Raw genomic sequence first — 15,262 nt, forward strand, 5'->3', positions numbered from 1 at the left:
CGGCGATCCGTTGCCGCGGCCATCCACGGATGGTCTTGTTCCGTGCGATGCGGGCTCTTTTATGACCCGGCCTCCGCAGGCCCGAAAACGTGATGATTCGGGCTCAATCGGCCTTCAGCAGCTTCGCCAGCCGACGGTCCTGACCGTAGATGTCGGAATAGTGCACCAGCGTTCCGTCGGCATCGACCCATTCGGTGAAGTAGGCGAGATGCACCGGAATGTGATGTTCCAGCGGGAGGTAGCGCTCGCTGCCGCCGATCAGCTTCTTGATCTGGGCGGCGTTCCAGTGGGCTTCCTCGGCAAGCAGGGCGTCGGCGAACTCGAGCGGATCGTCCACTCGGACGCAGCCGTGGCTGAACGCCCGCACCGGCTTTGCGAACAGGCTGCGGCTGGGGGTGTCGTGCAGATAGACGGCGTGCTCGTTGGGGAACATGAACTTGATGTGGCCGAGCGCATTGCTGTTGCCGGGCTTCTGGCGGATGCGGACGTCGCGCAGCGCCGCCGGGCTCCAGTTGATGGAGGACGGGTTGACCACCTTGCCCTTGTAGACCGCCTCGTAGCCCCGGGTGGAGAAGTAGCCGCTCGGGTTCTTCTGGATCGAGGACAGCATCTCCTTGGAGGCGATGGAGTACGGCACGTTCCAGTACGGATTGACGACCAAGTGCTCGATCTCGTCGGAGAACATCGGCGTCGGGTTGGTCGGCTTGCCGACGATGACGCGGCCCTCGTAGGCGGTGGTGCCGTCGCGGCGGATGGTGACGGTGAACGCCGGGATGTTGACGAAGACGTAGGTCTTGCCGAGGTCGCGCGGCATCCAGCGCCAGCGCTCCATGTTGACGAGGATGTCGGTCACCGGATCGCCGCCGAGGCCGCGATTCATCACCGCCAGCGTGTTGGGGCCGATGATGCCGTCCGGCCTCAGGCCGTGGTCGCTCTGGAACGCCTTCACCGCCTCCACGACCGCGTCGTCGTAGATCGTCACGTCGCTGCCCCTCTGCAGGACGACGCCGAGGCGCTGGCGCAGCAGGCCGACGCGGGCGTCGGTGTCGCCGGGGCGCAGGTTGCGGCCGGCCGGCACCGGCAGCGGCTTCACGACGGAGGAGTTGCGGGTCTCGTAAAGCGCCTTCTTCAGCGCCTGGAACTGGGGATGGGGCGGGTTGAAGGCGTCGAGGGCCTCGGCCGGATCCGACGCCGAGGCGACCCGCTTCAGCGACACCAGCGGATCGGGGATGGGCGGCTTCTGGGTGTTCACGCTGGAAAGCGTGCGCGGGTTGATCCGGCCGGCCTGGGCATCGCGGGCGAACGCCATGGTGGCGCGCGACAGGCTGAGCTCGGCGGCGACGAGATCTGGCCCGTCCGGATGCGGGCCGGTGTCGAGCATCCGTTCGGTCACGACGTAGTCGGCGGGATCGAGCCCGTCGGCGGACGCCTCGCCGAGCCGGGCGATGGTCGCGCGCGCCGCCGGCGTGAGGGCGCCGTCGGCGATCCAGACGGGCTGGAAATCGCGATCCTCGTAGAAGGCGATCAGCGCGTCGCGGAAGCGGTCCTTCTCGGAGATGACCGGATCGGTGCCCATCAGCCCGCTGCGCAGCGCGCCATGAAGCGGATCCATGGGACGGGCGGTCGGCTTCGGGGTCCGGGCGAGATCTTCGGTGAGGACGGAGGGCGTGGCGGGACCGGCGGGAAGCGCGGCCGCGGCGGAGGGCAGCAGGATGGCCGCGGCAGCAAAGCCGGCAAAAACCTTCAAACGCATAGACCGCTCCTCACGCCCTCGATTCGGACATTGATTTAGGCCCAAGGAGTGAACAAGTAGCAACCGCGACCAACGAGACCGGCCCGCGGATCGGTCGATCCGATCACGGCTGTGTCTGCCACGCCACGACCGTTCGGCGTTTCCGTCCGAGCCAATCCCGTCCCGCCGTGCTATCGGCTTGATGACACGCCCGTCTGGAGCAGGACCTTCCGATGACGACCTTCCGTCCCCGCCGCGCCGCTTCCCCGGACGCCGCCACCGCACCCGCGAACGGCGCGGTGACCGCGCTGCCCGAATGGGACCTGACCGACCTCTATCCCGCGATGGACGCGGCGGAGGTGAAGGACGACCTCGCGACGGCCCTGTCGGAGTGCGCGGCGTTCGAGGAGGCCCACAAGGGCCGGCTGGCGGAGCTTGCCGCCGGAGCCAACGGCGGCGCCGCGCTGGCCGCGGTGATCGCGTCCTACGAGGCCATCGACGAGAAGCTCGGGCGGCTGGTGTCGTATGCGGGCCTGATCTATGCCGGCGACACCACCGATGCGAAGCGCTCCAAGTTCTACGGCGACGTCCAGGACAAGCTGACCGCCGCGACGGTGCATCTGCTGTTCTTCACCCTCGAACTCAACCACATCGACGACGCGGTGATGGAGAAGGCGCTGGAGGACCCGGCGCTGGCCCACTACCGCCCGTGGATCGAGGACGTCCGCAAGGAGCGGCCGTATCAGCTCGACGACAAGCTGGAGCGCCTGTTCCACGAGAAGTCCGTGACCTCGCGCGGTGCCTTCAACCGGCTGTTCGACGAGACCATGGCCGCGCTGACCGTCACCGTCGGCGATGAGGACCTGACGCTCGAGGAAGCGCTGAACAAGCTTCAGGATTCCTCTGGCGAGGTGCGCCGCAAGGCGGCGGAGGCGCTGGCCAAGGTGTTCGGGGAGAACATCCGCACCTTCACGCTCATCACCAACACGCTGGCCAAGGACAAGGAGATCGGCGACCGCTGGCGCGGCTTCGAGGACGTTGCCGATTCCCGCCATCTCGCCAACCGGGTCGAGCGCGAGGTCGTCGATGCGCTCGTCGATGCCGTGCACGAGGCCTATCCGCGCCTCTCGCATCGCTACTACGCGATGAAGGCACGCTGGCTGGGCAAGGACGCGCTCGACTACTGGGACCGCAACGCGCCGCTGCCCGACACCGACGACCGCCTGATTCCCTGGGACGAGGCGCGCGAGAAGGTGCTTTCGGCCTATGGCCGGTTCTCGCCCGACATGGCGGCGCTGGCCGAGCGGTTCTTCGAGAACGGCTGGATCGACGCCCCGCCGCGCCCCGGCAAGGCGCCGGGCGCGTTTGCCCATCCGACGATCCCGAGCGTGCACCCTTATGTCCTCCTGAACTACCAGGGCCGGACGCGGGACGTGATGACGCTTGCCCACGAACTCGGCCACGGCGTGCACCAGCTGCTGGCCGCGCCAAACGGATCGCTGATGGCGCCGACCCCGCTGACCCTTGCCGAGACGGCGAGCGTGTTCGGCGAGATGCTGACCTTCCAGAGCCTGCTGGGCTCGGCCGAGACGCCGGAGCAGCGGCGCACCATGCTGGCCTCGAAGGTCGAGGACATGCTCAACACGGTGGTTCGGCAGATCGCCTTCTACACCTTCGAGCGGCGCATCCATCTGGAGCGGCGCGAGGGCGAACTGACCTCCGAACGCATCGGCGAAATCTGGCTGGACGTGCAGCGCGAGAGCCTTGGCCCGGCCGTGCGCCTGTCGGAGGGTTACGAGACCTACTGGTGCTACGTGCCCCACTTCATCCACTCGCCGTTCTACGTGTACGCCTACGCGTTCGGCGACTGTCTCGTGAATTCGCTCTATGCAGTCTATGAAAAGGCCGAGACGGGATTCCAGGAGCGCTACTTCGACATGCTGCGTGCCGGCGGCACCAAGCATCATTCGGAGCTTCTGGAGCCGTTCGGCCTCGATGCGCGCGACCCGGCCTTCTGGCAGAAGGGGCTGGGCGTCATCGAGCGCATGATCGACGAACTGGAAGCCGAGGGGGCCTGACGGCGGGTGGCACGAGAGGCGCCGTCGAGGGGCTGAAGAGGAGAGCTTGGAATGCCGCTGATTTTCTTTCTGATCCTGATCATCCTGATCGCGACCGTCGGCTTCTGGAAGACGCTCGGCGCCATCATCGGCGCGGCGGCGATGGTCGTCGTGCTGATCTTCCTCGCCGTCCTCGCCATCATCATCGGCGGGCTCTGGATGATGCGGCGCTAGGTCTCTTCGAAATGGCGCAACGGCCCGGCCGGCCTGGACCGCTGTCGCCTGTACCTTGGGTTGGCCGATAACATCGGCGGCCGGCATCGACGCGTGCCGGCTGGCCGGCGGCGCTCCGGCGCCTAGTTAGGGGTGCGGGGCACCCGGACAGGACACAGCCTATGGCTTCCGATCAAAGCGGCGACAGCGAGCGCAACCGGTTCAGCGGCCGGGCCGCGCGCTATGCCCGGGTCGGGACCGGCATGTCGGGCGTTGCCGCCAAGATGATCGGCGCGCGCTTCTTCGGCATGGAGCTGCAGCGTGACGCCCATGCCGGCGAACTCGCGGCCGCGCTGGGCAATCTCAAGGGTCCCCTGATGAAGGTGGCCCAGCTGCTCTCCACCATTCCCGATGCGCTGCCGCCGGAATACGCCGCCGAACTGGCCACACTTCAGTCCGACGCACCGCCGATGGGCTGGGCGTTCGTCAAGCGGCGCATGGCGGCCGAACTGGGCGCGGACTGGCAGGGCAAGTTCAAGTCGTTCGAACACGAGCCGGCCGCCGCCGCCTCGCTGGGCCAGGTCCACCGCGCGGTGGATCACGACGGCCTGCGGCTCGCCTGCAAGCTCCAGTACCCGAACATGGATTCCGCCGTCGAGGCGGACCTCAAGCAGCTGTCCTGGATCTTCTCCATCCATCGCCGCATGAGCCCGGCGCTGGATACCAGCCAGATTGCCCGGGAGATCGGCGAGCGGCTGCGCGAGGAGCTCGATTACAAGCGCGAGGCGCGCGCCGCCCGGCTCTACAAGTCCGTGCTGTCGGAAGAGCAGGGCATCGTGGTGCCGGACGTGCACGACGCGCTGTCGACCCGGCGGCTGCTGACGATGACCTGGCTGGACGGCCGCAGGCTGCTGGATTTCCGCGACCGTTCGCTGGAGGACCGCAACCGCCTCGCCGAGACCATGTTCCGGGCCTGGTGGCGGCCGTTTGCCCGCGTCGGCGTGATCCACGGCGACCCGCACCTGGGCAACTACACCGTCTACGAGGAGGAGGGCCGGCCGGCCGGCATCAACCTCCTCGACTACGGCTGCATCCGCATCTTCCCGCCCGGCTTCATCAACGGTGTGCTTGAGCTCTACCAGGGGCTTGCCAACGACGACCGCGACCGGATCGTCGCGGCCTACGAGACCTGGGGCTTCAAGGGGTTGTCGAACGACCTCATCGACGTGCTCAACATCTGGGCGCGCTTCATCTACGGGCCGCTTCTCGACGATCGGGTCCGCACCATCGCCGACGGCACCAAGCCGGGCGAGTACGGCCGCCGCGAGGCCTTCTCGGTGCACCAGGCGCTGAAGGAGAAGGGGCCGGTGACGGTACCGCGCGAGTTCGTGTTCATGGACAGGGCGGCGATCGGCCTCGGCGCGGTGTTCCTGCACCTCGATGCCAAGCTGAACTTCTACGAGCTGTTCCAGTCGGCCATCGAAGGCGTCGACGAGGCGGGCATCGCCCGGCGCCAGAAGGCAGCGCTGGCCGAGGCGGGGCTTCCCGCGCCGGACTGGGACGTGGCCGCCTGAGGCGCGCGCTCCGGCGCCGCATGACGCGCGCACCCTTGCGCTGGCGCGAAATCCCGGGTTGGAATGGGGCGATGTTCCAGTTTCGTTCCGCCATGGCCCGTTGATCGCCCCGTGACCGCGCCGACCCCCGAGCCCCAGATTGCCGACGCCGCGCTGCTGCCCGAGCCGTTCTCGGGCTGGTTCCTGTCGCGCGGCTGGACGCCGCGGCCGCATCAGCTCGATCTGCTGGCGCATGCGCGGGCCGGCCGGTCGGCGCTGTTGATCGCACCCACCGGCGCCGGCAAGACGCTGGCCGGCTTCCTGCCGAGCCTGATCGATCTCGCCGCGTCCCGCCCGCGCCGCAATTCCAGCACCCGCGAAGGCCCGCACACCCTCTACATCTCGCCACTGAAGGCGCTCGCGGTCGACATCGCGCGCAACCTGGAGACGCCCGTCGCCGAGATGGGGCTGCCCATCACGGTGGAGACCCGCACCGGCGACACGCCGGTAAATAGGCGCCAGCGCCAGAAGCGCATTCCGCCGGATATCCTGCTGACGACGCCGGAGCAGGTGGCGCTGCTGCTCGCCGACCGGCAGGCGGATCGTTTCTTCTCCGAGCTGGAGGTGGTCGTCCTCGACGAGCTCCACGCCCTCGTCACCTCCAAGCGCGGCGACCTGCTGTCGCTCGGGATCGCCGGGCTGAGGCGGCACGCGCCGAACCTCCGGACCGTTGGCCTGTCGGCGACGGTGGCCGATCCGGAGGGCTTGCGGGCCTGGCTGGTGCCGCAGGCCGATCCGGACGATCGCACGATGGCCGAGGTGGTCGAGGTGGCGGGCGGGGCACGGCCCGACATCCGCATCATCGATGCCGCCGACCGCATTCCCTGGGCCGGGCATTCGGCGCGCTGGGCGCTTCCGGCGGTCTACGAGGCGATCAAGGCCCACAAGACGACGCTGGTGTTCGTCAACACCCGCAGCCAGGCCGAGATGCTGTTCCACGAGCTGTGGCGGATCAACGAGGACACGCTGCCGATCGCGCTGCATCACGGCTCGCTGGACCGCACCCAGCGCCGCAAGGTCGAGGCCGCGATGGCGGAGAACCGGCTGCGGGCGGTGGTCTGCACCTCGACGCTGGACCTCGGCATCGACTGGGGCGACGTCGACCTGGTCATCCATGTCGGCGCGCCGAAGGGGGCGAGCCGGCTCGCCCAGCGGATCGGGCGCGCCAACCACCGCTTCGACGAGCCGTCGCGGGCGCTGCTGGTGCCGGCGAACCGGTTCGAGGTGCTGGAGTGCCGCGCCGCGCTGGACGCGAACTACATCGGCGCCCAGGACACGCCGCCGATCCGCGAGGGCGCCCTGGACGTGCTGGCCCAGCACGTGCTGGGGGTGGCCTGTGCGGCGCCCTTCGATCCGGCCGAGCTGCACCGGGAGGTGACGACCGCCTACCCGTACCGGGCCCTCGACCGGGCGACCTTCGACACCGTCGTCGATTTCGTGGCCACCGGCGGCTACGCGCTGAAGGCCTACGAGCGCTTCGCCAAGATCCGGCGGATGCCGGACGGGCGCTTTCGCCTCACCCATCCGAGCGTCGGCCAGCGCTACCGGCTCAACGTCGGGACCATCGTCGAGGCACCGCTGGTGAAGATCCGCATGGTCGGGCGGGGCAAGGCGGGGCTTCTGACCGGGCGCGGACGGATGCTGGGGGAGATCGAGGAGTATTTCATCGAGACCCTGTCGCCGGGCGACAGCTTCATGTTCGCCGGCCAGGTGCTGCGCTTCGAGGCGATGCGCGAGCAGGAGGTGCTGGTCACCAAGGCGCGCGATGACACGCCGAAGATCCCGGTCTATGCGGGCGGCAAGTTTCCGCTGTCTACCTATCTGGCCGACGGCGTGCGCGGGCTGCTGGCCGACGAGACGAGCTGGGACCGGCTGCCGGAGCAGGTGCGGGAGTGGCTGAGCGTGCAGCGGCTGCGCTCGGTGCTGCCGACGCGGCGCGAGCTGCTGGTCGAGACCTTCCCGCGCGCCAACCGCCACTACATGGTCGTCTACCCGTTCGAGGGGCGGCTGGCCCACCAGACGCTGGGCATGCTGCTGACCCGCCGGCTGGAGCGGTTCGGCGCCAAGCCGATGGGCTTCGTGGCGTCGGACTATGCCCTCGGCATCTGGGCGCTGGAGGACATGGGCGGCCTGTTCGCCCGGGGCTGTCCGTCGGTCGGGGAGCTGTTCGAGGAAGACCTCCTCGGCGACGACCTCGAGGCGTGGCTGGCGGAAAGCTATCTCCTGAAGCGGACCTTCCGGGCCTGCGCCGTTATCTCCGGGCTGATCGAGCGCCGCCATCCGGGCAAGGAAAAGACCGGCCGGCAGGTCACGGTCTCCACCGACCTCATCTACGACGTGCTGCGCCAGCACGAGCCGGACCACCTGCTGATGCGCGCCACCTGGGCCGATGCCGCCTCCGGCCTGCTCGACATCGCGCGGCTCGGCGAGATGCTCTCGCGCATCAAGGGCCGAATCGTCCATAAACGGCTGGATCGGGTGTCGCCGCTGGCGGTGCCGATCCTGCTCGACATCGGCAGGGAAGCGGTCGGCGGCGAGGCCGACGAAGCGATCCTGGCGGGTGCGGGCGAGGCGCTGATCGAGGAAGCGATGGCATGACGGTGCGGCCTCAGCACACCGCGGAACGGACCTACCGGAGAGTGGCGATCGGCGGCATGTCGGCCGAGCTCGATCCCTCCGGCGCGCTCTATTGGGCCGACGAGTCGACGTTGATCGTCGCCGATCTGCATCTGGAGAAGGGCAGCTCCTACGCCCGCTCGCGCACCTTCCTGCCGCCCTACGACAGCGACGTCACGCTGGCCCGCCTTGCCGAGGTGGTGGCGCGGTTCGCGCCGCACCGGATCATCGCGCTCGGCGATTCCTTTCACGACCCGGCGGCCGGCGACCGGCTGTCGGAGGCCTCGCGCGAGGTGGTGCGCCGGCTGACCGACATGGCGGACTTCGTCTGGATCTCCGGCAACCACGATCCGAATCCGCCCGTCGCGTGGGGCGGGACGGTCGCGGAGGCGATCACGCTCGGCGGCGTCACCTTCCGCCACGAACCGTCGACCGGTGCGGTGGAGGCGCCCGAGGTGGCGGGTCACCTGCATCCGGTGGCACGGGTGTCCGGGCCGGGCAAGTCGCTGCGGCGGCGGTGCTTCCTCGGCTGCGGGGCGCGCATGGTGCTGCCGGCGTTCGGCGCCTACACCGGCGGCCTCGACATCCGCGATGCCGCCTTCAAGGCCCTCTGGCCGCGCCGCGCCGACGTGCGGGCCTTTCTAATCGGCCGCGACCAGGTCTACGCGGTGGGCACGGTTGCGGCGTTCGCCTGACCCGAAACGCCGGCGAGGGAGGCGAGGTCAGGTGCGCCTGGCCGCCTTGGTCAGCCGCTCCACGAAGTTGTGGGACCACTGGGACGCCGTGGTCGTGGTGATGCGGTCGTAGAGTCGCTCCCAGCGCTCCTTGCGCTCGTCCAGCGGCATGCGGATGGCGGTCTGCAGGGCCTCCGCGATCGCGTCGATCGAGTAGGGATTGATGATCAGCGCCTCGCGCAGCTCCTCGGCGGCGCCGGCAAAGCGCGACAGCACGAGCACGCCTGGATCCTCGGGGTCCTGCGCCGCGACGTACTCCTTGGCGACGAGATTCATGCCGTCGCGCAGCGGCGTAACGAGGCCGACGAGGCTCGCCCGGTAGATGCCGGCGAGCGACCGGCGGGGCAGCGACTGCGTCAGGAACGAGATCGGCGTCCAGTCGATGTCGGAGAAGCGCCCGTTGATCCGCCCGGTGAGCCCCTCCAGCGTCCGCTGGATGTCCGAATAGGCGCGGACCTCGGAGCGCGATGGGGGCGCCACCTGCATGTAGGAGACGCGGCCGCGGTTCTCCGGATAGTCCTCGAACAGCCGCTCGACGGCGCGGAAGCGCTCCGGCAGGCCCTTGGAATAGTCGATACGGTCGACGCCGACGATCTGGACCTGGCCGTTGAGCAGGGTCTTGAGCCGGCGAAAGTTGCGCTGGCCTTCGCCCGCAACGGCGTATTCCGCGAAGGTGTCCGCATCGATGCCGATCGGGAATGCGCCGAGGTGCACGGTCCGGCCGAGCACCGACATCGCGCCGTCAGGGCCTTCCGACGCGCCGGCCTCCTCCACGAGGTAGCGCTTCAGCGCGAGGGAGTCCCGCTCGGTCTGGAAGCCGATGAGGTCGTAGGCGAGCATCGAGCGCACCAGCCCGGCGTGGTTCGGCAGCGCGGTCAGGACTTCCGGCACGGGGAACGGGATGTGCAGGAAGAAGCCGATGGGGTTCTCCACCCCGGCGGCGCGCAGCTGGGCGCCCAGCAGCATGAAGTGGTAGTCGTGGACCCAGATCACGTCGTCGGGCTCGAGCAGCGCCTTCAGCCGGACGGCGAAGCGCTCGTTCACCCGCCGGTAGCCTTCGTCGAAGCGGCGATCGAAGTCGGTCAGGTCGAGCCGGTAGTGCATGGTCGGCCACAGGCAGCGATTTGCATAGCCGGCGTAGTATTCGTCGTAGTCCGTCTGCGTCAGGTCGATCGTGGCGATCTTGACCGAGCCCGAGCTCTGCTCGCGCAGCTCGGAAAAGGTGCCTTCTTCGGTGATCTTGCCGGACCACCCGAACCAGACCCCGCCCTTCTCGCGCAATACGTCCACGAGTGCCACGGCGAGGCCACCGGCCCGGCCCGTATCCTTCAGCGGACCAACGCGATTCGAAACGACTACGAGGCGTCCCATGTCCCTCCTTAGACCATCTTGTCCCAGCGCCGGCTGAGCCGTATCGCGCCGTTTATGATGCCAACCATCGAGTAGGTCTGCGGGAAGTTGCCCCACAACTCGCCGGTCGCCGGATCGACGTCTTCCGACAGCAGACCGAGGTGATTTCGGCACGAGAGCATGGACTCGTAGATCTCCCGGGCTTCCTCCACACGCTCGATCCGAGCCAGTGCGTCTATGTACCAGAACGTACAAATGTTGAATGCGGTTTCAGGCCGGCCGAAATCATCTGCCGCAGCGTAACGGTAGAGATGGTTCCCGTGGCGCAGTTTCTCGCCGATCTTCTCCACCGTCGAGACGAAGCGGGGATCGTGCGGGGAAACCAGCCCGACCTCGGCGGCGAGCAGCAGGCCGGCGTCCAGATCGGTTCCCTCGAAGCTTTCGGCGAAGGCGCCGAGTTCCTCGTTCCAGGAGCGCCGAAGGATGACCTCCTTCACCTCGTCGGCGCGGCTGCGCCATTTCTTCGGATCGAGACCGAGACGGTAGGCGATCTTGGCGAGCCGATCGAGGGCCGCCCAGCACATCAGGCTCGACGAGGTGTGGACGCGGGCGCGCGTGCGCAGTTCCCACATGCCCGCGTCGGGCTTGTCGTAGAGCTCGTACGCCTTCTCGCCGATCGCCTCCAGCTGCCGGAAGTCCTCGATGCCGGAAGGCCGGAACAGGCGCTGGTCGAAGAACGCCTGGGCGGCGCCAAGCACGATGTTGCCGTAGACGTCGTGCTGGAAGTGCTCGTAGGCCTGGTTGCCGACGCGCACCGGCCCCATGCCCTGATAGCCGGGCAGGTCGACGGTCTCCTCGATCAGCGCCCGCTCCAAGCCGATCCCATAGACCGGCTGGACGTGATCGCCCTTCGTCATGGCGATGATGTTGTTGATGTAGCGGAGATAGTTTTCCATCGTCTCCAGGTCCGACAGCCCGTTGAGGGCGCGGACGACGAAGAAGGCGTCTCTCAGCCAGCAGTAGCGATAATCCCAGTTGCGGCCGGAGTCCGCCGCCTCCGGTATAGACGTGGTGATGGCGGCGACGATGGCGCCGGTCTCCTCGAAGGTGCACATCTTGAGGGTGATCGCCGCGCGGATCACCGCGTCCTGCCATTCCAGCGGCAGCCCGAGCCGGCGCGACCAGCCGCGCCAATAGGTCTCGGTGTTCTCCATGAAGGTGTGGGCGATCTTGACCGGATGGTCGGTAAGCGTCTCGTCCGGGCCAAGAAACAGGGCCAGCTCGCGGTCGAGCTGGAACCACGTCTCGTCGCGGATGTAGGTCACCGGCGCGTTGGTGGTCATGCGGAGCGCGATACCGTCGCCGACATAGCGTATGTGGTTGGAGCCCGACGTGATCTCCGGCGCCGACCGGGCCCAGCCGAACACGGGCCGGATCTTGATGCGGATCCGCGGCCGTCCGACGAGCGGGCGCACCTGGCGCACGAACTGGGTCGGGCGGAAAGTGCGGCCGCGCGCCTCGAAGCGGGGTGCGTGGTCGATGATCTCGATCGCCGTGCCGTCCTCCGCGTAGAGGCGCGTCGACAGGATCGCCGTGTTGGTGACGTAGCTCTGCTCGGTGCGGACCTGGCCCTCGATCTCGATCGTGAAGGCGCCGTCGGCCGGGTCGCCCGAGCGGCTGCCCAGGAGGGCGTGAAACACCGGATCGCCGTCGTAGCGCGGCAGGCACCACCACACGACGCGGGCCTGCTTGTCGATCAGGACGGAAATCGAGCAGTTGCCGATGAGGCCGAGGTCGAGCGTGCTCATGACGCCAGCGACCTCTCCGGGTGGGCCAGGCGATCGAGCCATTCCATCACGTGGGTGCTGTCGTCGAGCCGGTAGGCGGCGCTGGTCGTCCCGTCGCCGACCTTGATGGCGACGCCCCCCATGGCGGTGACGATGCGGAACCCGTCCTCGTCGGTCACGTCGTCGCCGAGAAAGACCGGCGTGCGGCCTTCGAACGGCGGGATCTGCATGAACTCGGCGATCGCGATGCCCTTGTTCACGTCGCCGCGCTTGGCCTCGACGACCATCTTGCCCTCGATCAGGTGCAGTTCCTCCAGATCTCCGGCCGCTTCGCGCAACGCCGCCTTCACGTCCTCGGCGGCCCCCGGGGCCTGCCGGTAGTGAACGGCGATGCCGCTGCCCTTGTCCTCGAGGCTGACGCCGTTCTGCAGCAGGTGCGAGCGTTCCAGCCGCTCGCGCAGGATGCGGACCTGCGCGGATTTCGGGAGCTCGACGATGGCGGCGTCCTCGGTGCTGCGGCGCTCGATGCCGTGCAGGCCCGCCGTCGGCAGGATCAGCGGAGAGAGATGCCGGTCGATTTCCGCGATACGGCGACCCGTGACGACGGCCAGCGCCCCGCCGGCGCGGCTGCGCACGCGACCGAGAAGCGCGACCAGGTCGTCGGAGACGATGATCGCCTCGGGGGTTTCCGCGATGTCCACCAGCGTGCCGTCGAAGTCGAGAAACACGGCGGGGCGGAGGGGTATCGGAGGGTGCGTCATGCCGTTCCTTGTAAACCAGGCGCGGGAGGGGGTCGATGTGCGACGCGCCAGCCGGCACCCGTCGCGATCGGATTGCCGCAAGCAGGCGCTCGGGAATGCCAGCAGCGTCAGTTGCTTAGGCAGCCAGCGTCTTCTCCGGGCTCTTGCACAGATCGGCGATCAGGCAGGCGGTGCACTCGGGCTTGCGGGCCTTGCACACGTAGCGCCCGTGCAGGATCAGCCAGTGGTGCGCATGCTGCTTGAAGCGGACGGGGATGACTTTTTCCACGTGCGTCTCGACGGCATCGGGCGTCTTGCCGGGCGCCAGCCCGATGCGGTTGGCGATTCGGAAGATGTGGGTGTCGACCGCAATCGTCGGTTCGCCGAAGGCGATGTTCAGCACCACGTTGGCGGTCTTTCGCCCGACGCCGGGCAGCGCCTGCAAGGCCCGGCGGTCGCGCGGCACCTCGCCGTCATGCTCGGAGATGAGCGCGCGCGAGAGCGCGACGACGTTCTTCGCCTTGTTGCGGTAGAGCCCGATGGTGCGGATGTGCTCGCGCACCCGGTCTTCGCCCAGCGCCACCATCGCCTGCGGGGTGGTGGCCTCCGCAAACAGCCCCCGCGTGGCCTTGTTGACCCCCACGTCGGTGGCCTGGGCCGACAGCACCACCGCGACAAGCAGGGTGAACGGATTGACGTAGAGAAGCTCTCCGCGCGGCTCCGGATCGCGGGCCTCGAAGCGCGCGAAGATCGCCTCGACCTCGGCCTTCGTATAGGCGCTGCGGGTTTTCGACAGCGATTTTCGCCGGGCCGGTGGCGCCGCCGACGCCGCGCCGACAACGGCCTTTTTGCCGTTCGGCGATGTCGAGCGCGTCGGGGACTTCGATTCGGCCATTTCGGTTCTATAATTGTCTTCCATGACACAGGGCAACACGACATCGGACCGGGAGCTGGGGGCACCGTTCTTTTCGGCGGTGCTCACCCCGCATCGCTCGCTGGGGCGGCGCGGCTTCCGCGTCATGATGGGCATCGCGACGCTGATCGCGGTGTGGTCGGGGCTGCGCTTCTACGTCATCGGCGCGTGGCCGGTGGCGCTGTTCATGATCGCCGACGTCGGCCTCCTGTTCTTCGCCTTCCGCCAGAACTACCGCGCCGCCCGTGCCTTCGAGGAGGTGCAGGTGTCCACCACCGAGATCCTGGTGCGGCAGGTCGGGGCCAACGGGCGGTCGCGGGAGTACCGCTTCAACCCGGCCTGGGCGCGCCTCGCCATCACCCGCCTCGCTGACGAGGGCGTGACGAACCTGACCCTGACGTCCCACGGCCGCAGCCTCGTGGTGGGGGGCTTCCTCAACCCGGACGACCGGGAGAGCTTCGCGGCGGCGTTCGATGGCGCGCTTGCCGATGCCAAACGCGGCGGACCGCGCGCCGCCTGATGCGTGTTCGGAAACGGGTCGCGGAAACGCGCGGATCGGGGTTCATTCCGGCATGACAGGCAACAAGGAGCCCGGGATCATGTTTGGGTCCGCAATCGACGCACTGCCGGCACGCACCGACGAGATGGATCCGGTCCCGGCCCGGACGGCGGAGGACTACGATGTGGTCCGCCGCGCGCTCGCCCACATCTCCAGCCGCTTCCAGGATCAGCCGAGCGTGCCTGACGTGGCGCGGGCCGTCGGCGTCACGCCGGTGCAGCTGACGCGCGTCTTCGACCGCTGGGCGGGGCTGACGCCGAAACAGTTCCTGCAGGCGGTGACCCTGGACCACACGCTCCAGCTTCTGGAGAACCGGGCGAGCGTGCTGGATGCGACCTTCGAGGCGGGGCTGTCCGGTCCGGGCCGCCTGCACGATCTCTTCGTCACCCACGTCGCCATGCCGCCCGGGGTTTACCGCGAGCGCGGCCGCGGCATCGAGATCCGCTGGGGCTGGCACGAAAGCCCGTTCGGACGGGCCTTGCTGATGGTGACCGACTACGGCCTCGCGGGCCTCGCCTTCGCCGATCCGGGCGAGGAGGCCGCGGCCTTCGCCGACATGGCGGGTCGCTGGCCGAACGCCGACTACCGGGAGGATCCCGCCGCGACCGCGGCCACCGCCGCCCGGGTGTTCGAGCCGGGGGCATGGAGCCGGGACCAGCCGGTTCGGGTCGTGCTGATCGGCACCGATTTCGAGGTGAAGGTCTGGCAGACGCTCCTGAAGGTGAAGCCGGGCCAGGCGACGACCTATTCCGATGTCGCCAGCCACATCGGCAAGCCGACGGCGGCGCGCGCCGTGGGCACGGCCGTCGGCCGCAACCCGATCTCGTTCGTCGTGCCGTGCCACCGGGTGCTGGGCAAGGGCGGCAGCCTGTGCGGATACCACTGGGGCCTCACCCGCAAGCGGGCGATCCTCGGCTGGGAGGCTGGCCGCTTCGCGGCGTGAGGGTG

General features: G+C 68.6%; 12 protein-coding genes. 7 read left to right on the top strand and 5 right to left on the bottom strand.

Annotated features, from left to right (window positions below; translation table 11 throughout):
- Positions 1–103: 103 nt before the first annotated feature.
- On the bottom strand, positions 104–1,753 hold the full coding sequence (locus AB7M35_RS13805; RefSeq protein ID WP_453960757.1) for a L,D-transpeptidase family protein: 1,650 nt from the start codon (positions 1,751–1,753) through the stop codon (positions 104–106).
- A gap of 212 nt (positions 1,754–1,965) precedes the next feature.
- Here AB7M35_RS13805 and AB7M35_RS13810 point away from each other — a divergent pair, with 212 nt between their 5' ends.
- The 5 genes from AB7M35_RS13810 (at position 1,966) to pdeM (ending at position 8,926) form a co-directional block, all read left to right on the top strand.
- On the top strand, positions 1,966–3,810 hold the full coding sequence (locus tag AB7M35_RS13810; RefSeq protein ID WP_453960759.1) for a M3 family oligoendopeptidase: 1,845 nt from the start codon (positions 1,966–1,968) through the stop codon (positions 3,808–3,810).
- A 51-nt stretch (positions 3,811–3,861) separates the two neighbouring features.
- Positions 3,862–4,023 (top strand): hypothetical protein, encoded by a 162-nt coding sequence (locus AB7M35_RS13815; RefSeq protein ID WP_453960761.1) that lies wholly within the window; start codon positions 3,862–3,864, stop codon positions 4,021–4,023.
- 161 nt (positions 4,024–4,184) lie between these two features.
- Positions 4,185–5,576, top strand: coding sequence for an ABC1 kinase family protein (locus AB7M35_RS13820; RefSeq protein ID WP_453960762.1), 1,392 nt, complete (start codon positions 4,185–4,187; stop codon positions 5,574–5,576).
- 111 nt (positions 5,577–5,687) lie between these two features.
- On the top strand, positions 5,688–8,213 hold the full coding sequence (locus AB7M35_RS13825) for a ligase-associated DNA damage response DEXH box helicase (RefSeq protein WP_453960763.1): 2,526 nt from the start codon (positions 5,688–5,690) through the stop codon (positions 8,211–8,213).
- Complete coding sequence (pdeM, locus tag AB7M35_RS13830) at positions 8,210–8,926, top strand: ligase-associated DNA damage response endonuclease PdeM (RefSeq protein ID WP_453960765.1); 717 nt, start codon at positions 8,210–8,212, stop codon at positions 8,924–8,926. The genes AB7M35_RS13825 and pdeM overlap by 4 nt, the downstream gene beginning before the upstream one ends.
- A 27-nt stretch (positions 8,927–8,953) precedes the next feature.
- Here pdeM and otsA read toward each other — a convergent pair whose 3' ends face one another.
- The 4 genes from otsA to nth all read right to left on the bottom strand — a co-directional run bounded on the left by otsA (position 8,954) and on the right by nth (position 13,737).
- Positions 8,954–10,336, bottom strand: coding sequence for an alpha,alpha-trehalose-phosphate synthase (UDP-forming) (gene otsA / locus AB7M35_RS13835; RefSeq protein ID WP_453960767.1), 1,383 nt, complete (start codon positions 10,334–10,336; stop codon positions 8,954–8,956).
- A gap of 8 nt (positions 10,337–10,344) precedes the next feature.
- Positions 10,345–12,123, bottom strand: a complete 1,779-nt coding sequence (locus tag AB7M35_RS13840) for a glycoside hydrolase family 15 protein (protein WP_453960769.1) — start codon at positions 12,121–12,123, stop codon at positions 10,345–10,347.
- The gene (gene otsB, locus AB7M35_RS13845; protein ID WP_453960770.1) at positions 12,120–12,863 is read right to left on the bottom strand and encodes a trehalose-phosphatase; all 744 of its coding nucleotides are present in this window, start codon (positions 12,861–12,863) and stop codon (positions 12,120–12,122) included. Before otsB ends, AB7M35_RS13840 begins: the two co-directional genes overlap by 4 nt.
- A gap of 115 nt (positions 12,864–12,978) precedes the next feature.
- Positions 12,979–13,737: an endonuclease III gene (gene nth, locus AB7M35_RS13850; RefSeq protein ID WP_453960772.1), complete on the bottom strand. Its 759-nt coding sequence runs from the start codon at positions 13,735–13,737 to the stop codon at positions 12,979–12,981.
- 22 nt (positions 13,738–13,759) lie between these two features.
- On the opposite strand from nth, the gene AB7M35_RS13855 reads away from it, so the two are divergent.
- Together AB7M35_RS13855 and AB7M35_RS13860 are read left to right on the top strand one after the other, a co-directional pair.
- On the top strand, positions 13,760–14,275 hold the full coding sequence (locus tag AB7M35_RS13855; RefSeq protein ID WP_453960774.1) for a DUF2244 domain-containing protein: 516 nt from the start codon (positions 13,760–13,762) through the stop codon (positions 14,273–14,275).
- Between the two features lie 124 nt (positions 14,276–14,399).
- Entirely contained in the window at positions 14,400–15,257 is an 858-nt protein-coding gene (locus AB7M35_RS13860) for a methylated-DNA--[protein]-cysteine S-methyltransferase (protein WP_453962538.1), read from the top strand.
- The last annotated feature ends 5 nt before the right edge of the window (positions 15,258–15,262 follow it).

Source organism: Amorphus suaedae (assembly GCF_053629675.1).